14 protein-coding genes, 1 tRNA gene and 1 pseudogene are annotated in these 22,276 nt (G+C 43.1%); 10 read left to right on the forward strand and 6 right to left on the reverse strand.

What is annotated here, in order from left to right; genetic code table 11:
• Window positions 1-268 precede the first annotated feature (268 nt).
• Complete coding sequence (gene rne, locus E7T07_RS01795; RefSeq protein WP_135709223.1) at window positions 269-3,067, forward strand: ribonuclease E; 2,799 nt, start codon at window positions 269-271, stop codon at window positions 3,065-3,067.
• 98 nt (window positions 3,068-3,165) lie between these two features.
• Here the strand turns inward: rne and E7T07_RS01800 are convergent, their stop codons facing one another.
• Together E7T07_RS01800 and apbC are read right to left on the reverse strand one after the other, a co-directional pair.
• On the reverse strand, window positions 3,166-4,443 hold the full coding sequence (locus E7T07_RS01800) for a hypothetical protein (protein WP_135709224.1): 1,278 nt from the start codon (window positions 4,441-4,443) through the stop codon (window positions 3,166-3,168).
• A gap of 107 nt (window positions 4,444-4,550) precedes the next feature.
• Window positions 4,551-5,663: an iron-sulfur cluster carrier protein ApbC gene (gene apbC, locus E7T07_RS01805; RefSeq protein ID WP_135709225.1), complete on the reverse strand. Its 1,113-nt coding sequence runs from the start codon at window positions 5,661-5,663 to the stop codon at window positions 4,551-4,553.
• Between the two features lie 144 nt (window positions 5,664-5,807).
• Here apbC and metG point away from each other — a divergent pair, with 144 nt between their 5' ends.
• Complete coding sequence (metG, locus tag E7T07_RS01810) at window positions 5,808-7,865, forward strand: methionine--tRNA ligase (protein ID WP_135709226.1); 2,058 nt, start codon at window positions 5,808-5,810, stop codon at window positions 7,863-7,865.
• A 347-nt stretch (window positions 7,866-8,212) separates the two neighbouring features.
• Here the strand turns inward: metG and E7T07_RS01815 are convergent, their stop codons facing one another.
• Complete coding sequence (locus E7T07_RS01815; protein ID WP_135709227.1) at window positions 8,213-8,527, reverse strand: hypothetical protein; 315 nt, start codon at window positions 8,525-8,527, stop codon at window positions 8,213-8,215.
• A gap of 58 nt (window positions 8,528-8,585) precedes the next feature.
• Here E7T07_RS01815 and E7T07_RS01820 point away from each other — a divergent pair, with 58 nt between their 5' ends.
• The 6 genes and pseudogenes from E7T07_RS01820 to E7T07_RS01845 all read left to right on the forward strand — a co-directional run bounded on the left by E7T07_RS01820 (window position 8,586) and on the right by E7T07_RS01845 (window position 17,951).
• Window positions 8,586-8,909: an ESPR domain-containing protein gene (locus E7T07_RS01820; protein WP_135709228.1), complete on the forward strand. Its 324-nt coding sequence runs from the start codon at window positions 8,586-8,588 to the stop codon at window positions 8,907-8,909.
• Between the two features lie 2 nt (window positions 8,910-8,911).
• Complete coding sequence (locus E7T07_RS01825; RefSeq protein WP_135709229.1) at window positions 8,912-15,706, forward strand: YadA-like family protein; 6,795 nt, start codon at window positions 8,912-8,914, stop codon at window positions 15,704-15,706.
• 162 nt (window positions 15,707-15,868) lie between these two features.
• Entirely contained in the window at window positions 15,869-16,696 is an 828-nt protein-coding gene (locus tag E7T07_RS01830; protein ID WP_135709230.1) for an alpha/beta hydrolase, read from the forward strand.
• Window positions 16,697-16,872: 176 nt separating this feature from the next.
• Window positions 16,873-17,154, forward strand: a pseudogene (locus tag E7T07_RS01835) (transposase); the annotation flags it as partial.
• 249 nt (window positions 17,155-17,403) lie between these two features.
• The gene (gene rpsO, locus E7T07_RS01840; protein WP_135709231.1) at window positions 17,404-17,673 is read left to right on the forward strand and encodes a 30S ribosomal protein S15; all 270 of its coding nucleotides are present in this window, start codon (window positions 17,404-17,406) and stop codon (window positions 17,671-17,673) included.
• A gap of 188 nt (window positions 17,674-17,861) precedes the next feature.
• A tRNA-Ser gene (locus tag E7T07_RS01845) sits at window positions 17,862-17,951 on the forward strand.
• Window positions 17,952-18,049: 98 nt separating this feature from the next.
• Here the strand turns inward: E7T07_RS01845 and E7T07_RS01850 are convergent.
• Window positions 18,050-18,481, reverse strand: a complete 432-nt coding sequence (locus tag E7T07_RS01850) for a hypothetical protein (RefSeq protein ID WP_135709232.1) — start codon at window positions 18,479-18,481, stop codon at window positions 18,050-18,052.
• Window positions 18,482-18,809: 328 nt separating this feature from the next.
• On the opposite strand from E7T07_RS01850, the gene E7T07_RS01855 reads away from it, so the two are divergent.
• A complete protein-coding gene (locus tag E7T07_RS01855) occupies window positions 18,810-19,073 on the forward strand; it encodes a type II toxin-antitoxin system TacA family antitoxin (protein ID WP_135709233.1) in 264 nt (87 codons plus the stop codon).
• Window positions 19,073-19,540, forward strand: a complete 468-nt coding sequence (locus E7T07_RS01860; protein ID WP_135709234.1) for a GNAT family N-acetyltransferase — start codon at window positions 19,073-19,075, stop codon at window positions 19,538-19,540. The genes E7T07_RS01855 and E7T07_RS01860 overlap by 1 nt, the downstream gene beginning before the upstream one ends.
• 183 nt (window positions 19,541-19,723) lie before the next feature.
• Here the strand turns inward: E7T07_RS01860 and cmoB are convergent, their stop codons facing one another.
• Entirely contained in the window at window positions 19,724-20,689 is a 966-nt protein-coding gene (gene cmoB / locus E7T07_RS01865; protein ID WP_135709235.1) for a tRNA 5-methoxyuridine(34)/uridine 5-oxyacetic acid(34) synthase CmoB, read from the reverse strand.
• Entirely contained in the window at window positions 20,686-22,200 is a 1,515-nt protein-coding gene (gene putP / locus E7T07_RS01870; RefSeq protein ID WP_135709236.1) for a sodium/proline symporter PutP, read from the reverse strand. Before putP ends, cmoB begins: the two co-directional genes overlap by 4 nt.
• Window positions 22,201-22,276 lie beyond the last annotated feature (76 nt).

Raw genomic sequence — 22,276 nt, forward strand, 5'->3', positions numbered from 1 at the left:
CGCCTGAAGAAAATAGGGCAAAATCAATGTGTTTTGTTAAATGGTTCATAAATGCAGTTTAGACGTAAGACGTTTATTTTTAACAAAAAAAGACTGAGTTTCCCACTTTTTGCCAACTGATTTGGCAAGCTGTAATCAATGCGCCCAGCTAACGGATTGTCGTGAGGACAAGCTATAGCGACAAACACGAGGTCGATTACGGTGAGATTTGAGTTCAAGTGCGGTTTAATTCGGTATCGTTTTAAGAAATAACAGAGAATTTTGACCAATGAAAAGAATGTTAATTAATGCAACTCAAAAAGAAGAGTTGCGCGTTGCGCTGGTAGACGGGCAACGTTTATTTGATTTGGATATTGAAAGTCCGGGTCACGAACAGAAAAAAGCAAACATCTACAAAGGAAAAATCACACGAGTTGAGCCAAGTCTTGAAGCGGCTTTCGTGGATTATGGTGCAGAGCGTCATGGTTTCTTACCGTTAAAAGAAATTGCGCGCGAGTATTTCCCGGCAGATTATGTGTACAACGGTCGCCCAAACATCAAAGATGTGATTAAAGAAGGGCAAGAAGTCATCGTTCAAGTGAACAAAGAAGAGCGCGGCAACAAAGGGGCGGCGTTAACGACTTTTGTTTCCTTAGCGGGCAGCTATTTGGTGATTATGCCGAACAACCCGAGAGCAGGTGGGATTTCCCGCCGTATCGAAGGTGATGAGCGTCTTGAGTTAAAAGAAGCTTTAAGTTCCTTGGAAGTGCCGGAAGGCGTGGGTTTAATTGTTCGTACCGCCGGTGTGGGCAAATCCCCGGAAGAATTGCAATGGGACTTAAAAGTGTTGCTTCACCATTGGGAAGCCATTAAACAAGTGTCAGAAAGCCGTCCGGCACCATTTTTAATTCACCAAGAAAGCGATGTGATTGTGCGTGCGATCCGCGATTACTTGCGCCGCGATATTGGTGAAATTTTGGTGGATAGCCCGAAAGTGTATGAAAAAGCGAAGGCGCACATTAAATTAGTTCGCCCGGATTTTATCAATCGCATTAAACTTTACCAAGGCGAAGTGCCGTTATTCAGCCATTATCAAATCGAGTCGCAAATTGAGTCCGCTTTCCAACGCGAAGTGCGTTTGCCGTCAGGTGGCTCGATCGTTATTGATGTCACGGAAGCCTTAACCGCCATTGATATTAACTCCGCACGTTCAACCCGCGGTGGCGATATCGAAGAAACGGCGTTAAATACGAACCTTGAAGCAGCGGATGAAATCGCGCGTCAATTGCGTTTACGTGACTTAGGCGGCTTAATCGTGATCGACTTTATCGATATGACCCCGGTTCGTCACCAACGTGAAGTAGAAAACCGTATGCGTGATGCAGTGCGTCAAGACCGTGCGCGTATTCAAATTAGCCGTATTTCACGTTTCGGTTTATTAGAAATGAGCCGTCAACGTTTAAGCCCATCCTTAGGGGAATCGTCAAGCCACGTTTGCCCACGCTGTCAAGGTACCGGTAAAGTACGTGACAACGAAAGTTTATCTTTATCGATTTTACGTTTAATTGAAGAAGAAGCCTTAAAAGAAAACACCAAACAGGTGCAATGTATTGTGCCGGTTCAAATCGCGTCTTACTTACTCAATGAAAAACGCAAAGCCATTCGTAGCATTGAAAAACGCCATAATGTGGATGTGGTGGTGGCGCCAAATGAAGCCATGGAAACACCGCACTTTAGCGTTTTCCGTGTGCGTGACGGCGAAGATTTAAATGTATTAAGCTACAATTTAGCGAAATTACACGAAACCCATGAAGAGTTATTCGCGGCAGAAGAAAGTTTAGTATCCCGTAATACGGATATGACGCCTGAAAGCGAACCTGAAGTAGCGGCATTGTCCATGACCATTTCAGAAGCAGCGCCGGTTGTTGAGCCAAAAGTGGAAGCGAAACCGTCTTTATTGTCTCGTATTATTGCGGCAATTAAAGGCTTGTTTGTGTCTGAAACCAAACCGGAACCCAAAGCTAATACGCGTAATCGCAATAATCGCCGTAATAATGAACGCCGCACTAACCGCCGTTCACGCCCTGAGCGTAAATCTTCTGAAGATAACAACGCAGAGCGTGCAGACGTGCGTCAGGCTGAGCGCAATAACGAACGCGTGAATCGCCGCAATGCACGCAAAACGAGCTTGGCAGATGAGGCGCTTGTGAATGAAATGGCATTGGAAAATGCAGTGGAAACACAAGAAGAAAAAGCGCCACGCCAACGCCGTGAACGCCGTGATTTGCGTAAAAAAGTGCGCCTTAACAACGAAGTGGCGAATATGGACAATGTTGACATGACGGAAGAAATGTCTGTGCTGGCAGAAAGCGCGGTGGAAACCGTAGCCGTTTCTGAGCCGGCGCAAAATAACCGCCGCGAACGCAATAATAGCCGCCGCACAGCGCGTCATTTACGCAATAATAACCAACGCCGCCGCCGTCACGAAAATGCATCGCCAATGCCGTTGGCTTTCGCTGCGGCATCGCCGGAATTAGCGAGCGGTAAAGTTTGGGTTGATTATAGTTATGTTCAAAAACAGAAAGAGAACGCGAATTTCTTATCTGTGGATGAATTGCTTGAACAACAATATCAACAAGATGGCAATGTGGAAGTGAACCTACCGGCATCGGCGATTGTTGAGAAAGCAGAAAGTCATGTTCAACCATTGGGCTTGCTGACTCAGCCGGCCAACGAAGCGGTAGAGAAAAAAGTCCAAGAGTCGTTAGAGCGTTTAGATGCGGAACAACGTTTGTTAGAGCAACAAGCGCAAGCCGGCGCGGTAGTGGCTGAAGCAGAAAGCGCGGTTAAAAATCAGGTCGAATTTGAACGCACTTATCGCTTCACAGGTCGTTTGGGAACGTTCTCGGCTGTGCAACATACGCAAGCGCAAATGACCCTAGCCAAAGCGAGCGATGAAGTCCCTGAGCCGTTTAAGATCGTGGAATGGACAGAAAGCCGTTATTATTTCTACGGCAAAGGTGGAGCCGGTCATCATAGCGCCGTCAGCCACGTATTCAGCGAACCGACCAAAGCGCAAGCGGAGTAAGGGTTGAGTTGATAAAATAAAACCTAGCACGAGCTGATCAAACCGTGCTAGGTTTTTTAATCCCTACATGCTGGGCTGAAAAAAGCGATATTGTATCATTAACATTCATCTAATGCGGCATAAAACAATTTTAAGCTCATCGCAATTTTTTCAGATAAATCCTCATCATTGATAAAAGCGGAAAATAAAACAATCCTATTGTTTCGCTGAATAAACTGAGAATTGCGCAAGAAAATCTCTTGCCAATCATCACCGTTACCATAGCGTTCAAACGTTTCACAGCGAATACATTCATTTTCAATACTAAAATCCAGTGCAAACGTACGGTTATTTTTCACAAAATCAATAACAAAAACTCTATCTTCATAAACCCATATTTTAGTAGGTTTAATATAATTTTCTAATTCTGAATACACTTTATCTTTAATTAAAGTTAAAGTGTAAAAAGTTGATATTTTATTAGTCAATTTCTCTTGTATGTAATGAGCAACATTTTGTCCGATTTGGGCAGACAGAAAAGAAATATCGTTTCGTTCAACAAATAATGAATGGAAAGGATTTTCTTTATTTAATAAGGAAATTATATCTCTACTTAATTTTTCTGTTACAAAGGGTAAAGACCGAGCAGGGTGAATAACTTGATTTTCTAATTCAAAGCCTTTATCAATGGGCAAAGAAAAAACGTTATGATAACTAAAACAATGATAAGAAGTTGGGAAAATATCATTAAGAGATTTTATAGAGAGACCTTCACGGACTAGTGTTGTTGCGACAAGGACTTCATCATTAGGGAAATGAATTCCTACTGGGTTGTTGTCGTGGCTAAATGCTTGTCTTTTTTTGTAAATTTCAGAAATGCGTTTACGCTCTGTATAGCAGACTTCAACGGCTTTATGAGAAAGACGGGTTAAGGGAAATAAACAACCGTAGGGCGTTGTGTCAATTAGCGTTGCCGGCTTGTACCAATAGTGATCTTCAGCGAGTTGCTTATAATCTGAGAGCAATGCGGCTTCTTGATAGCTTTCTGTTTTGTCGAAAAAATCGTTTAAATTAGAAAATGAAAAAACAACATCCGGTTCAATTAACCAATAAAAATCCGCTTTTACTTGTTCTTCAAAAGCATAATAAAAATAGTCACCACAAAGCCAACCCAAACCGCGATTGAAATGATTGTAATTTAATAAATTTTTACGCTCTAAAAATGCTTCATTCCAATTAATTTTTTGTATGAAATTAGGGGTAAGAACTTCACCTTTCATTTCATCTGCAATAACAAAAATATGTTCTTTGGGGAATGCTTTTAATAACGTTGAATATAATTTTTCTTCAGCTTGTCCCCAGCAGTGGGTTCTAATGCCAATAACTTGTTTTATCATCGTTTGAACGTTTTTATAATAGGTAATATAAATTATAGGGATTTTTTACTATCAAATTCAACCCCAAAGGGGCTGAATTTAATAAGTCTGGTCGCGTTTATCGTAAATTACTTCACTTCCCGAAACATAATTTCCCCGGGGATAACCGACCCTTGCCAATATAATTCGCTGGCGACTTTTTCTGCTAATTGCAAATAAGCTTGACGGATTTCTTCGTTGGAATGAGAAACCACCGTTGGGGTGCCTTTGTCCAAATCTTCACGTAAGCAAATGTGCAACGGCAATTGCCCTAAGACTTTTACGCTATATTTTTCCGCAATTTTTTCTGCGCCGCCTGTGCCGAAAATCGGTTCATGATGACCGCAGTTTGAGCAAATATGCATGGACATATTTTCCACAATTCCCAATACAGGCACAGAAACCCGTTCAAACATCGAGATACCTTTCACGGCATCGAGTAACGCAATATCTTGCGGTGTCGTCACCACAATGGCACCGGTGACAGGAATTTGTTGCGACAACGTCAATTGAATATCGCCTGTGCCGGGTGGCATATCGATAACAAGATAATCTAATTCATTCCACAAGGTTTCATTGAGCAGTTGGCTCAACGCACTGCTTGCCATAGGCCCGCGCCAAATGGTGGCGTTATTGGCGTCCATTAAATAACCAATGGAATTGGTTTGTAAACCGTGGGCAATGACGGCGTTGATATGTTGATTATCCGGGGAAGTCGGGCGTTGATCCGCTGCACCAAGCATATGCGGTATGGATGGCCCATAAATATCCGCATCTAACAACCCCACTTTCGCCCCTTGTGCTTGTAAGGCGAGAGCAAGGTTAACGCTGGTGGTGGATTTCCCAACCCCCCCTTTGCCGGACGTAACGGCGATAATATTTTTTACCCCTTTAACAGCCGGATGATTATTGGCACGTTTTAAGGTAGCGATTTGATAATGCAACGCCCATTTGATTTCTTTGGCATCTGCTGTCTGTAATAATGCAGGAGATAATGCCGCTTTGAGTTGTTCAAAGGCGGTATTCCACGCAAAAGGCATTTGCAGTTCAATGCGTAAAACATCCCCACCTTTTTCAATTTTTTTCACCGCACTTAAAGCAATTAAATCTTGTTGTAAGCTTGGGTGTTGAAACTGTTTGAAGATTTGCTCAAGTTGAGCTTGTTGATCAGCTTGAAGATTGGCTGAAAATTGGATAGACATAATATTTCCTAAACACTAGAGTAAAATTCTCGGTTATTAAAACATGAACGGATTAAACTGTTAAGTAAAATTGGGTTCAACTGGAAAAAATACCGCACTTCAGGTAAAATTCCCGCAATTTTTAGCAAATTTAAGGTTATTACAATGTCAAAACAAAACCGTCAAATCCTTGTTACTTGTGCGTTACCTTACGCAAATGGCCCCATTCACCTAGGGCATATGCTTGAACATATTCAAGCGGATATTTGGGTGCGTTTCCAACGTATGCGTGGCAACGAAATTCACTTCGTTTGTGCAGACGATGCCCATGGCACACCAATCATGCTAAAAGCGGATCAAATGGGGATTACGCCTGAGCAACTTATTGCAGATGTACAACAAAGCCATTACGCGGATTTCTGCGGTTTTAACATTAGTTTTGATAATTATCATTCTACCCATAGTGAAGAAAACCGCGAGTTATCAGAAATGATTTACACGCGTTTAAAAGAAAACGGCTTTATTAAAAGTCGCACCATTTCGCAATTATTTGACCCTGAAAAATCCATGTTCTTGCCTGACCGTTTTGTAAAAGGCACTTGCCCGAAATGTAAAGCGGAAGATCAATATGGCGATAACTGCGAAGTGTGCTCAGCTACTTACAGCCCTACAGAATTAATCAACCCTCGTTCAGCAGTATCGGGCGCAACGCCGGTGGTTAAAGAAAGTGAACACTTCTTCTTTGATTTACCGAGTTTTGAAGCCATGCTTAAAGAATGGAACCGTTCGGGCGCGTTGCAATCGGAAGTGGCGAACAAAATGCAAGAATGGTTTGATAGCGGGTTACAACAATGGGACATTTCGCGCGATGCGCCGTATTTTGGCTTCAAAATCCCGGGCACAGAAAATAAATATTTCTACGTTTGGTTAGATGCGCCTATTGGTTATATGGCGTCTTTCAAAAACCTATGCAAACGCGAAAATATTGATTTTGATACCTTCTGGAAAAAAGACAGCAACGCAGAGCTTTATCATTTTATCGGTAAAGACATTATGTATTTCCACAGCCTATTCTGGCCGGCAATGTTAGAAGGGGCAAATTTACGCAAACCAAGCAATATTTTTGTCCATGGTTATGTGACCGTGAACGGTGAGAAAATGTCAAAATCCCGCGGAACCTTTATCCAAGCGGCGACTTATCTCAAACATTTAGATCCGGAATGTTTACGTTATTACTACGCGGCGAAGTTAAGCAACCGTATTGACGATTTAGACTTAAACCTTGACGATTTCGTACAACGCGTGAATACGGATTTGGTGAACAAATTAGTGAACTTAGCTTCGCGTAACGCGGGCTTTATCCAAAAACGTTTTGACGGCAAATTGGCAGAAAAATTAGATGACGAAGCGTTGTTTAATGAATTTATTGCCCAATCGGAACAAATCGCGACTTATTATGAAAACCGCGAATTTGGTAAAGCCATCCGTGAAATTATGGCGTTAACGGACAAAGCCAATAAATATGTGGACGACAAAGCCCCTTGGGTGATTGCCAAAGAAGAAGGACGCGATGCGGAATTACAGGCAGTGTGTTCGCAAGGGATTCAAATGTTCCGTGTGTTAATGGGTTATTTGAAACCGGTACTTCCAAAATTAGCGGAACGTTCGGAAGCTTTTTTACAAGCTGAATTAACCTGGGAAAATTTAGCCCAACCTTTATTGGCACATCAAATTGCACCGTTTAAAGCTTTGTTTAGTCGTTTAGATCCAAAACAAATTGACGCGATGATTGAAGCTTCTAAAACAGAAAATGCCGCGGTTAATGCCGCACCAAAAGCGGAAAAAACAACGGAAAAATCCACCGCAGTTTCTACCGAATTTGAGCCGGTGGAAGCTGAAATCAGTATTGATGATTTTGCCAAAATTGATATGCGAGTAGCAAAAGTCATTCACTGTGAAGCGGTGCCGGAAAGCAATAAGTTGTTGAAATTCCAATTGGATTTAGGTTTTGAACAACGCCAAGTCTTCTCAGGTATTAAAGCCGCGTATAACAAACCCGAAGATCTGATTGGTCGTCATGTGATTGTAGTCGCAAACCTGGCACCACGTAAAATGAAGTTTGGTATGTCAGAAGGGATGATTTTATCCGCCGGCACCGGTGGGGCAGATTTGTTCTTGCTTGATGTGGATACAGGCGCAAAAGCAGGTAGTCGTGTGATGTAAACCGCCAAGGGGAAATATCCCGCACCCAAATCACCCGTAGGAACAGGGTTTATCCCTGTCCGCAAACGCAAATACGGCGTGGGATTTTGGGCGAATCGTAGGGGCAAATCACATTTGCCCCAAAATAATCGTGGGGACATCAGGGGCGAATATCCCGGCATGGCAGAGCCATACCGGGTTACGCATAAATCAGCCCCTTTGGGGCTGGGGATTTATATCCAGCGCTGAAACCATTCAAATTTGTCTAAAAATCGTGGAAATAATGGGGGATTAGGGAATTTGGATATTTATTTTCCACTTTATTTCCATTATAATTGATCTGTGTCAATGAATGTGTTTGACATTCTTTACATTACTTTACAATTTTTATACACAATTCTTACAAAAATTGTTGTAAAATAACCAAAGTTAACGAGAAAGGGCTGGATTGATGCTGCTTGATGCTGCTTGATGCTGCTTGATGCTGCTTGATGCTGCTTGATGCTGCTTGATGCTACGTTTTCTAAAGATAGTTTTAAGTTCAGAATGAGTTGTGTAGTTGTACCTAATTTATTATCAGGTTCGCATGGACGGCGCACAAAGCGCCGTCTTTTTTGTGAATGAAATATGCTGGTATGACTTCTTTTTTGCCTGCAAAGCCTTGGAGTGAGCATGGATGGCATAAATGACTGAGCTTGTCGCAATCTTATTGTATTACTTATCTATATTCATAGAGGACTTATGAACAAAATTTTCAAAGTGATTTTTAATCGAGCAACAGGTAAAGCCGTTGTTGTGTCGGAATTAACCAAAGCTCACGGTAAAAGTGCGTCACAAACGGATGACCGCGCAAGTGTGGGATTATTAAATATCGGTGCAGCTGCCACAGCCGCTGTTTTATTAGGTTCAATGTCTGTAAGCTTAGATTCTTATGCGGCAATTGCAGAAGGTTCAGCAACTGGGCAGGCTGCAATTGCGATTGGTGCGGGTTCAACAGCATCATCAGTAAATGCCACAGCGGTGGGGCAGAGGCTAAAGCGATTGGTGCAAATGCAACCTCTTTAGGTATGAATGCTACAGCAACAGATGATAACACAGTAGCAATCGGTGCGAATGCAATCGTTCAAAACAGTGAAAAGGTTGGTGGTTTAGCGATTGGTAAAGGGGCGAATGCAACAGGTAAAGGTGCTTCTGCGATCGGTACATCATCCGTGGCGAATGCAATCTACGCAAGTGCTTACGGTGATACCACTAAAGTCTATGCAGAACGTGCAATTGCAATCGGTTTAGCAAGTAATATTTCTGCAGGCTCAACTAACGCCACCTTATTAGGTAGCCATGCAACCATTGGTGAAAACTCTGTGCGTGCCGTTTCTCTGGGTTCCGGTAACAACGTAAGTTCAGCAAATGCAACGGCATTAGGTTCAGGTATCACAATCGGTACCGGTCTTGCAAATTCAGTGGTATTGGGTGCAAACTCTGGTACAGGTGGTTCACACGCTATTGCTAACGAAACAGGCGCAACGGTAAATGGCGTAAGCTATTCAGGTTTTGCGGGTACGGTTAACAGCACAGGTAACTTTGTGAGCGTAGGGACTAACGCAACAGGTGGTCAACGTAAAATCATCAACGTTGCAGCAGGTAACGTGTCAGCAACTTCTACTGAAGCGATCAACGGTTCACAGTTATATATGGTGGCGAACGAGCTTAAAAACCAAATGGGCAGCTCTTCAATCAAATATTTCTCTGTAAAATCAACAAATGCAAATAACCAAAACAACAATGGTGCATCAGGTGACAATGCCATTGCGATTGGTCCAAATGCAACAGCACAAGGAAATCAGGCCATTGCCATTGGTCTAAACAGTGCTTCAGCAGCAGGCAAAGCGAATACGGTTGCAATCGGTAACAATGCAAGTGTATCAGGTGATAGCGGTACAGCAATGGGTAACGCAGCGCGTTCTGCTAAAGATGCTCTTGCATTAGGCGTACTTGCGAATGCAACAGCAGAACGTGCGACAGCCGTTGGTCCTGTGGCAAATGCATTAGCAGGTAACGCAACCGCAGTGGGTAACCAAGCAAATGCTACATCTACTTTCGCAACGGCGATTGGTGACCAAGCTGTAGCAAATATTTCTCGTGGCGTAGCGTTAGGTGCAGGTTCTGTGACGACACGTGATATCGCAACCACAGGCGGTTACGATATCTTAACTAATAAGGCTTCAACCATAACAGATAAAACTTGGAAAGCAAATGCAGCAGCGGTTTCTGTGGGTAATGCAACGCATACTCGTCAAATCGTAAACGTGGCGGCAGGTTCTGAAGACACAGACGCTGTGAACGTAGCGCAATTGAAAAAAGTGGTTGAAAGTCGTGCGGACTCAACTCGTACTTATACGTTCTCTATTGAAAATGGCGCTTCAGCACAAGCAAATACTTCAGGTAATGCAGATACTTGGAATTTAACTACGAACGATTCATTAACCTTTGGTGCAAGTGGCGATTTAAATGTCACAACAGATGGTGCAGGTAAAATCGTTTATGGCTTATCTTCAACTTTCTCAGATAAGATCAATACCATTGAAACCACTGCAAACCAAGCAAAAGCAACAGCCGACACGGCTAAAGCGACAGCTGATACTGCAAAAGCAACCGCAGATACCGCGAAAGCGACTGCAGACGATGCAAAAGCAACTGCAGATACCGCTAAAGCAACAGCTGATACTGCAAAAGCAACTGCAGATACCGCTAAAGCGACAGCTGATACTGCGAAAGCGACTGCAGACGATGCAAAAGCAACAGCTGATACCGCGAAAGCAACTGCAGATGATGCAAAAGCAACGGCTGATACAGCGAAAGCAACCGCAAACGATGCAAAAGCAACCGCAGATACAGCGAAAGCGACCGCAGACGATGCAAAAGCAACCGCAGATACAGCGAAAGCGACTGCAGATGATGCAAAAGCAACGGCAGACACCGCGAAAGCGACTGCAGATGATGCGAAAGCAACAGCAGACGATGCTAAAGCTATCGCAGGTACAGGTAAAGACGGTAAAGACGGCTCTACAGGTACAGCAGGCGCAGCAGGTCAAGGCTTAACAGGCAAAGACGGCTTAAACGGCAAAGACTTAACTACCAAAGTTAACGCATTACGTAACGGCGAAGCGGGCTCAGTGGTTTATACAGACGCAGACGGCAACCGTTTAGTGAAAGCGAACAATGGTCAATATTACCCTGCAGCTCAAGTGGGCGAAGACGGCGAACCGCTAGCAGGTGCAAAACCTGAAGCAAATCCAATCGCTTCAGTAGTAAACCCGGATGGTTCTACAACAGCACCAACAACAATGGGTAATGTGAAGAGCAATATCGGTCCGAACAACGGCGCTGGTCCAATTACAGCAAACGATGCGAAAACTGCGGTGACAGATTTATTAGATGACACCACAGGTTTAAACAACGTTGCAACCGTTGGTGATTTACAAGCGATTGCGCAAGCGGGCTTAGACTTTACGGGTAACAACAACGCTACCACGGTACACCGTGCGTTAGGTACGAAATTAACCGTTGAAGGCGAAGGTTCAACAGAAGCAGGTTGGACAGGTAAATCAACGGCTGCGAACAACTTATATGTTGAAGCCGATGCGACAAACAACAAATTAGTTGTGAAAATGGCATCAGATTTAGCGAACTTAACCTCTGTGGCAGTGGTTGATCCTGCTGACCCAACTAAATCAACAACGTTAAAACCAACAGGCACAACCGTTAAAGATGGCAACAAAGAAGCTACTTACGGCGTTGATGGCATTGGCTTAAAAGGCGATGATGGTGTAACTACCACTTTAGGTCGTGATAAAGACGGCAACTTAACCGTGAAAAAAGGCGATGAACCTGCCGTTGCGTTAGCGACACAAGGTATTTCAGGTAACGGTGCTGACGCCAAAGACGGTTCTAACGGTACAACAGGCGCTTCAGTTACGGGCCCTACAGGTAAAGACGGCTTAAACGGCAAAGACTTAACCACCAAAGTAAACGCATTACGTAACGGCGAAGCGGGTTCTGTGGTTTATACAGACGCAGACGGCAACCGTTTAGTGAAAGCGAACAATGGTCAGTATTACCCGGCTGATCAAGTAGAAGATAATGGCGAACCGAAAGCTGACGCAACACCTGTAAAAAATCCAATCGCTTCTGTAGTAAACCCGGATGGCTCTACAACAGCACCTACAACAATGGGTAATGTGAAGAGCACCATTGGCTTAAACGGTAAAGATGCAAACGGTCCAATCGGTGCAGAAGCTGCGAAAAACGCAGTGGCGGGTACAGATGGTCAATCCGGATTATTAGCGAAAAAAGGCGCTGAGTTAAACAACGCTGCAACCGTTGGCGATTTACAAGCGATTGCACAAGCGGGCTTAGATTTCACAGGTAATAATGCTGCTGAAGACAAAGATGTTCATCGTCCATTAGGTACGAAATTAACCATCGAAGGCGAAACAACAAACGCGAACCAAACGAAAGCAGACTTTGGTGCAACAGCTGCGAATAATATCCACGTTGAATCAAAAGGCGATGAGAACAAATTAGTGATCAGCCTAACGGAAGATTTAAAAGGTATTAACAGCGTTGACTTCAAACCGGCTGAAATTACTAACCCGGATGGTTCAACAACTTATGCTAAAGCAAACATCAGTTCAAAAGGTAATACTTACACTGAAACTGATAAAGATGGCAAACCTGTAGAAAACGGTAAAACCGCTTCATACGGTTTAAACGGTACTGAAATGGTAGAAACCGATGCAGAAGGTAATAAGTCTGTTAGCACCACAACGGCAAAAGGTACTGATATTAAAGAAACTGCAAAAGATGGTTCAGAAAAAACCGCTTCTTATAAAGTGGGTGGCACTGAGTTAAAAGAAACTGCAGCAGACGGTACAGAGAAAGCAGCTTCTTATAAAGTTGATGGTACAACATTAGAAGAAGTGGCAGCAGATGGTACAGAAAAATCTGCAGAATACAAAGTTGATGGTTCTAAAGTAACTGTGGTTGATCCAACAACAGGCGAAACTAAAGAAACCACAATGGATGCAGACGGTACACACGCAACTGTAAAAGATAAAGATGGTAACACAACGAAATCAGCAGATTACACAGCTGATGGTTCAACAGTGAAAACAGTTGATCCAACCACAGGCGAAGCGAAAGAAAGCACTTATGGTGCAGATGGCTTAAGCACAAAAGCGTTGGATAAAGACGGTAACGTTACGAGCGAAACCACAGTTACCCCTGAAGGTGTGAACCTTTACGGTAAAGATGGTAAAGACGGCAAAGATGCTGAACCGGTTGCTTCTTTAACGAACAAAGTTGATGAAAACGGTAACAACAACCCAAGCTTAGCATTCGCTAAAGATGGCAAAGGCGATGACGCTAAAGGTACTGGTTCTGTTACTGGCTTAAAAGACATCGAACGTAATTTAGATGGCACTGCAAAAGACAGAACTGCAGCTGCAAATGCAGGTTATGTGGATGATCGTCTGAAAGAAATGAACGATGGCAAACCATTTGAATATTTTGATAAAGATGGTAACCAAGTTGTTCGTGGTAAAGACGGTAACTTCTATGATCCAAAAGATTTAGAAGGTAAAGTTTACGATACAACTGCAGGAAAATACTATCCGGCGAAAGCTGATGGTACTGCGGATACAGCACAAACACCTGTTAAAGGCAAACCGGCTTCAGAAGTTGTGATTAAAGCAATGCCAAATGAAGCAGGCCCTGTTGCAATGGGTAATGTTGGAAGCGGATTAGGTTTAGAAGCTTACAATGGTAAACCGGGTGCGGATGGTAAAACGGTTCCTGCAAAATATGATGCAACTAATGCAGATAACGTTAAAGCGGCACAAGGCGCAGCAGATAAGTTATATGCTTTAGATGGTGATAAACTTAACAACGTGGTCACTGCAGGCGATTTACAAGCATTAGCAGTAGCGGGCTTAGACTTTACGGGTAACAACAACGCTACCACGGTACACCGTGCGTTAGGTTCAAAATTAACCGTTGAAGGCGAAGGTGCTTGGAACGGTCAAAACTCTGCAGCAAACAACTTGTATGTTCAAGCAGATGCAGCGAACAACAAACTTGTTGTGAAAATGAACGAGAACTTAACCGGTATCAACAGCGTTGATTTCAAACCAACTGAAATCACTAACCCGGATGGCTCAAAAACTTATGCGAAAGCAAGCATGAGCTCAGCAGGTAATACCTACGTTGAAACCGATAAAGACGGTAAAGCAGTACCAAATGGTAAATCTGCAACTTACGGCTTAAATGGTTCAACACTGGCAGACGGTAAAGGCAATGTGACCGATATGACTGCAGCAGGTACAAATGTTGTTGATGCAGCAGGTAACAGCGCAACTTACGGTGCAAACGGCTCAAAAGTAGCTGATGCAGCAGGTAACACTGCAAACTATGGTGCGAATGGTTTAACAGTTGCTGATAAAGATGGTAACCCGGCAATTACGCTTGTGAATAATGCTTCAGGCCCAAGCTTGAACTTTGCGAAAAACGCAGATGGTACGGGTACAGGTAAGATCACAGGTGTTGCGGCAGGCGATATCACACCGGATAGCACAGATGTGGTAACAGGTGCGCAAGTTTATGCGTTAAGTGGTGGTAATAATGTCACTATCAATCCGGCTGATGGTTCTACAACCTCAACAGCGAAAGATAAAGATGGCAATATCATCATGACTACCGATGAAAACGGTAACCAAGTAGAGAAACAATACACGTTAACCACTTACAACGTGGAAGGTCAAACTGAGTTTGTAACAAACTCTGTGATTACTGCGGTTCATAATATGAACGAACAAGGTATCAAGTTCTTCCATACAAATGATGATAAAGTGACACCAGTTGACCAAACCGGTCCTAACGGTATTGACTCAAGTGCTTCAGGTGCTTATGCAACAGCGGTGGGTTACCAAGCGACAGCATCAGGTACTAACGCGCTTGCAATGGGTAAAGGTGCGACAGTAACAGGTGAAAACTCAATTGCTATCGGTACAGGCAACCAAGTGGCAGCGTCAAAATCAGGTGCATTCGGTGACCCTAACATCATCATGAATACAACATCAGATAACGTTGTAGTATCAGGCAGCTATGCGATCGGTAACGATAACGTGATTAACTCAAGCAATACATTTGTATTGGGTAATGATGTTAATAACAAACTTGATGCAAACGGTAAGATTACCGGTCAAGCAGCAGGCAACACTGTTGAAAACTCTGTTTACTTAGGTAATAAGTCAACAGCAACAGCGGGTGATGGTAGCGCAACAGGTACCCTCAAAAACTTAAAACAAGATGGTACACAAGGTTCAACCACAACGGCAGGCTCAACAGGTACTGTTTCTACTGCGAAAGTGGGTAACATGACTTACGGTGGCTTCGCCGGTGCGAAAGCAGACGGTGTGGTTTCTGTTGGTGCTGCAGGTAACGAGCGCCGTGTTCAAAATGTGGCGGCAGGTGAAATCTCTGCAACCTCAACAGATGCGATCAACGGTAGCCAGTTATACAGCGTGGCAAAAGGCGTGGATCAACTTGATGGTAAAGTAAATCGTATGAACCGCAAACTACGTAGTGGTATTGCAGCGGCAACAGCGATGACTAACATTCCACAAGTTACCTTACCGGGTAAAAGCGCGTTGGGTGCCGGCGTGGGTAGCTATGACGGTCAAGGCGCACTTGCTGTGGGTTACTCAAGAATGTCTGACAACGGTCGCATTATCTTGAAATTGTCTGCAGGCGCAAGCACGCAAGGCAAATATAACGCAGGTGCAGGCGTTGCGGTACAATGGTAATCCGTTAGCCTAGCTAACTAATTAAATAAAACCCTATCGAATTTTTCGGTAGGGTTTTTTGTTGCTACATAATTATCGTAAGGCAATGAATATAGGCAATGTGCTCTATGTTTGGATTTGTGATATACTTCGCGCGATATTTTTTACTCGAGACGTTTTACAATGCGAGATCCACTTCAATATTATTTTCTTGAAATGCGCGAGCATTATCTCCATGTGCCTTATTTAAACCAACAACGCCGAATTCGTGTATTATTGCCGAAAGGCTACCGCGAAGAAGCCGGGCATTATCCTGTTCTTTATATGCACGATGGGCAAAATGTTTTTTACAGCAAAGAATCTTATTCGGGCTATTCTTGGAAAGTTATCCCGACCATTAAGCATCATAAAGAGTTCCCTAAACTTATTATTGTGGGGATTGATAATGCCGGCGCGGATCGTCTTGATGAATATGGTCCTTGGCAAACAGATACCGGTTCAACCCCTGATACACAAAATGCCGGTGGTTATGGGATGGCGTATGGTCGCTGGGTGGTGGAAACCGTAAAACCTTTTATTGATCAACATTATCGAACAAAGCGAGATCGTGAACATACGTTGCTGGCAGGGAGTTCGATGGGCGGCATTATTACCGCATATATGGGGGCGGAATATCCCGAGATCTTTGGTCATTTAGGGGTCTTTTCTTTGGCGTCATGGTTTAGCGAACCGGCGTTTATGGGCTTTATCCATTCCCATCCGTTAAATCAATCAAGCAAGGTCTTTATCCAAGTGGGAACCAATGAAGGCGATGACGCGGATGCGATGTTTATCTCCAATATGAACCAAGCTTATATTGATTGTACATTGCGTTATTACCAAGCGTTGTTACGGACAGGGCATCCGATTGACAATATTCGTCTGAAAATTATGGCAAATGAAATTCACCATGAAATGCATTGGGCAGATCATTTCGTAGAGTTTTTACGGTTTTCGTTGTTAAATCGGTAGGTTTTTGGGGGGGAAATATTTTTGCCCCCAAATAATCTGGTGTAATAGGCAAAGTAATTGCTATTACTCAGACCGCTGACAAACATCTAGACCTCTCGCTAGATGTTTGATCTAATAGGCATATCGAAAATCCAAAAGCCGAAAGGTTGATAACCCGACACATCTAAGCCGCAATGGACAACGCCAATGTAGTCAGACTGTCAGAACAAGGGAAAAAACTCTACAAACGCCGAGCGGAAACCGTCGAGCGCAGCTTTGCAGACGCCAAGCAACACCACGGACATCGCTACGCCCGTTACAGAGGGTTATCGAAAGTACAAATGCAATGCTTCCTTGCGGCAATGGCGCAAAATATCAAGAAGATAGCCCTTGTGCTCTGGGCTTTTTTACGCTTTTTATGGCTTATTCTTCACCAATATGCGGTAATGGCAAAGAAATCCCCAAAACTGACCGCTTAAGTGGCTATTTAAAGTAAAATGCAAAAGAAAGAGATAAAACAGCAAAATAAACCTACCTTTGGCAGGAAGCCTGAAAAGGTGGGTTTGTATCGGGGAGAAAGCGTAGTCAGAAATTCTCTTTTTCTGACCGCACTATAATAGAAAAGATTGCATTTTCTCGATTTGTCGTTAAAATACACACTTCCTTGTCATCGCTGAATTAGAGATCGGCGAATGATGTATCATTAACTTACTTTTTAGGAGTAAAAAATGTCTCTAAGCGTAGAACAAAAAGCTGCCATCGTTGCAGAATTCGGTCGTGATGCGAAAGATACTGGTTCATCAGAAGTTCAAATCGCGTTATTAACTGCTCAAATCAACCACCTTCAAGGTCACTTTGCTGAGCATAAAAAAGACCACCACGGTCGTCGTGGCTTATTAGGTATGGTTTCTCGTCGTCGTAAATTATTAGACTACTTAAAACGTACTGATTTAGCTAAATATTCTGAAACTATCGCGCGTTTAGGTTTACGCCGCTAATTTTCAAATATTACCGATTTTAAAGCGTCCATTTTGGGCGCTTTTTTATTGCTGTCACCAAATGCTTTCAATATCTTAAAAGCGCGGTGAATTTCACATTGATTTAAAAAACAGCAATTAAACACTTTTTTTATTTTCTCGCTTGACAGGTTGGCACGAAATCCGTATTATTCACCACCGTTAACCGCGGAAGAATGGCAGAGCGGTTGAATGCACCGGTCTTGAAAACCGGCGTGGATGCGAGTCCACCCTGAGTTCGAATCTCAGTTCTTCCGCCATATTATTCAGAAAAACCGTTATCGAGAGATAACGGTTTTTTGCTTTTATCTGATTTAAGGTGGTGAGCCACCGTTTAATGGAGTATGATTTTATTAAATCAGCGTAATCCCCAAAAATCAAATAACCATTCACCACTTGGTTGCTTGATTGCATGCATTGTTTTTCTGGTGGTTTCTTCACTCTGTGGCGAAATATAAACGACCTGAAATTCTACTGTATTAGCAGCCAACTTCTTAATTCCATCTATACGTAACACATTCAAGCAACCTGATTTATGATGAAACATAAGATGCTGTGGCATACCTAAGCCATTAGGTTCGGAACTATCGGGATCGCTGTAAGCAGAAAGAGTGCTTGTTGGAGTATTACAAGCGATTAATGCAACATATTTTGAAATAGCAGGTTTAGCCTGATTAAATAGTGCTTTGGCATTGCTGTTTGGCTTTGCATTATTAACAGCAGCATCAACAGATGCTTGTGCAGACGATGAAACACCTGCCCCTGAAAGGGCTGAATTTACAGAACGCAATGCCCCATTTACGGTTGAAAGAGTATTTATAAATTAGCCATAGGACTAGGTTGTTCTGCTACTGATTTGATGAAAAAGACCGAGGAAATACTCCAAAAACTAGATGAGATGTAATAGACAAAATAGTTGCTATTACATCTTAAATAGCTTCATCGAAAGACCTTGCCCTGTCTCAAAGGGAATAAAATAGAATGAAAGATTTATTCGGGTATCTTGTTCAATTACTGCATAATGCTGCAAAAATTTAGTATTTAGCTGGTTAATGTTGCATACACAATCAATATACATTATGGTTTGTGTATTGATTGTATATCTTCGGAGAATAACTATGCGTACAGCAGCCATTAATTTAAGAGTTCACCCTATGCAACGGGATATGATTGATTATGCGGCTTCTCTGCTTGGCAAAAGTCGTTCTGATTTTATGTTAGACGTTGCTTACACCTATGCGCAAAATGTGATTTTAGATAGAACGGTATTTCAATTAGATAGCGAAAAATTTAACCGCTTTATTGAAGTGCTTGAACAGCCAACAGAAGAAAATGCAGGATTAGCCAAATTAATGGCGGTAAAAGCCCCTTGGGAGGCATAATGTATTCTGCACCTGAATTATTGAATGCCACTCATCATTTAGACGATTTTGATTGTGGCGAAGAAGCCTTAAATAGTTGGTTAAAACGCAACGCATTGAAAAATCAACAAAATCAAGCAAGCCGTACTTTTGTGATTTGTCAGAATAATAACGTTGTTGGTTTCTATGCTTTAGCGGCCGGATCAGTAAGCCATCAATTTGTATCAGGTGGATTAAGACGAAATATGCCGGATCCTATTCCTGTTGTCGTTTTAGGTCGATTAGCCATTGATTTAACTCATCAGGGGCAACAATTGGGGGCAGCATTATTAAAAGACTCTGTTTTGAGAGCAAGCGCAGTTTCTCAGCAGGTGGAGGTTAAAGCGTTGTTGGTTCACGCATTGAATGATAAGGCGAAAGCGTTTTACCTAAATTATGGTTTTCAAGTTTCACCTATTGATGATTTGATTTTGTTATTGAAATTATAAGGCTTGTTGATGTTTTGTGCGTATAAAATATGCTATTTTATACCTAGTATGCAAAATACGTATCAGGTTACGCCTAGTTGAGCAGCTCTGTCTCTCTAATTCTCAGCCCCAAAGGGGCTGATTTATGCATAACCCAGTATGGCTCTGCCATGCTGGGATATTGATACCCATGAAAAATTCACCTCACTTATTCGCCATAATCACCGCACGTTTTGGTGCGGGGTAGCCTTCGATAGTTTTGCTGTGGTCGGTTGGATCTAAGAAATCGATAAGGCTTTCGTTTTCGAGCCAATCGGTTTTGCGTTGTTCTTCAAGGCTGGTCACTTCCACATCCACACAACGTACATTTTCAAATCCGCATTTTTCTAACCAATTGATTAAGCAAGGCACAGATGGGATGAAATACACATTTTTCATTTTGGCATAGCGTTCAGCAGGCACGAGAGCGGTATGTTCATCGCCGTCAACAACCAGTGTTTCTAACACCAATTCACCGCCTTTGCGTAATTGGTTTTTCAGTTGGGTTAAATGATCCAACGGCGATTTACGGTGGTAAAGCACGCCCATAGAGAAGACCGTATCAAATACGCCTAGCGGTTGCATTTGTTCGATGCCTAAGGGAATTAAGTTGGCACGGCGGTCGTTGTTGAGTAATTTGCGTACGGCTTCAAATTGGCAGAGGAAGAGTTCTGTTGGGTCAATGCCGACAACCATTTTTGCCCCTTCGCCAACCATACGCCACATATGGTAACCACTGCCACAACCGACATCTAAAATGGTGCGATCTTTTAATGGGGCAAGATGGGGTAAAACACGATCCCATTTAAAATCGGAACGCCATTCTGTATCAATATGGATACCGTGGAGATGATAAGGGCCTTTGCGCCAAGGCATCAGCTGTTTTAGATGATGAATAAGACGTTGTTTTTCGCCATCAGAGAGTGGCAAAGTGCGGTCGGATTTCACCGCACTTTTTAAATCAATTTGTTCCGCCGGCGTGTCGGGAAGAAACTCGATAACCTTTGCCCATTTGGCATAATCACCATGGGTATTTTTTTCCCAATTTTTGAGCTGCAACGGTAAAGTTTCCAGCCAAGGCGATAACGCTGTGGTGGCGATTTGTTGATAAAATGGGCGAAAATCAATCATTTTTCATCCTTATAAGCGGCGTCCGCTTTATGGAATGTGTCCACAATTTCTTGACTTGGTTTGCCTGAAATCAATGAAAAGACAATCACCGCTAAGGTTGCCAGTGCAAAGGCAGGAATCATTTCATAGACGCCATGCCATACGCTGTCCGTTGGGATCATTTTTTTCCAGCTAAACACGATAATTGCCCCGGTGAGCATGCCTGCCATTGCACCGCCGGACGTCATCCGTTTCCAAAACAGCGAAAGTAAAACCACAGGGCCGAAAGCACTACCAAATCCCGCCCACGCAAATTCCACTAATTTTAAGACTTGATTGTGTTCATCTTGGGCAATCCAAATGGCAAGTCCTGCGATAATCAGTACCATCGCGCGTCCAAGCCACACAAGCTCTTTATCACTGGCGTTAGGGCGAATAAAGCCTTTGTAGAAATCTTCGGTGATTGCGCTAGATGAAATCAGTAATTGGCAACTTAAGGTACTCATGACAGCGGCTAAAATTGCAGAAAGTAAAACGCCGGCAATCCAAGGATTAAAAAGCAGTTTTGCCAGTTCGATAAAGACTTGTTCACGTTCATGATTGACGACACCCGCTACTTGTGGGTTAGCGTAAAAATAGGCAATGCCAAAGAAACCAATGCCAATGGCACCCGCTAAACAAAGCACCATCCAGGTCATGCTGATTCGGCGTGCTTTGATTAAGGATTTGGCAGAATAAGCCGCCATAAAGCGCGCTAAAATATGCGGTTGTCCGAAATAGCCTAATCCCCATGCCGCAAGACTTAATAAACCAAGGGGCGTTGTCCCCGTAAATAAATCCGTAAAATCTTTATTAGCCACTTGCTCAGCCTGTGCCATAACAATATGGAAATTATCCAAGCCACCTAGCGCATAAACCACAACGACAGGGGTAAGGATTAAGGCGAAAATCATTAAGGTCGCTTGAATGGTATCGGTCCAACTCACCGCTAAGAAGCCACCGATAAAGGTGTAAGCGATGGTAGCCAGCGCGCCATACCAAATGGCGGTAGAGTACGGCACGGCAAATAAGTTTTGGAACAATTTGGCACCCGCCACAACGCCTGATGCGCAGTAAATGGTGAAGAACACTAAAATAATACTTGCCGACACAATTTTGAGTAAATTGTGGGAGGTGCCAAAGCGGTGATGAAAATATTCGGGTAGGGTTAAGGCATTATTGTTGTATTCGGTGTGAACACGCAAACGCCCGGCAACAAAACGCCAGTTGAGATAGGCACCAATGGTTAAACCAATGGCAATCCAACCTTCCACTAAACCGGAAACGTAAACCGCACCCGGCAAACCCATTAAGAGCCAACCGGACATATCCGATGCACCGGCAGACATGGCAGTCACAAAGCTACCTAAGCGGCGACCGCCTAAAATATAGTCAGAAAGATTGGACGTATAACGATAGGCAAGAAAGCCGATGGCGATCATCCCCAAAATATAAACCGTAAAGGTTGTTAGCGTTGGATCTAAGCCGAACATTAGAAACTCCAAAAAATTTTACCGCACTTTTATCGTTCAAGCGGAAATTTGATTATAAAATTTGATAAAGCGCACA

It is taken from the genome of Actinobacillus porcinus (assembly GCF_901764995.1).
Taxonomy (GTDB): domain Bacteria; phylum Pseudomonadota; class Gammaproteobacteria; order Enterobacterales; family Pasteurellaceae; genus Exercitatus; species Exercitatus porcinus.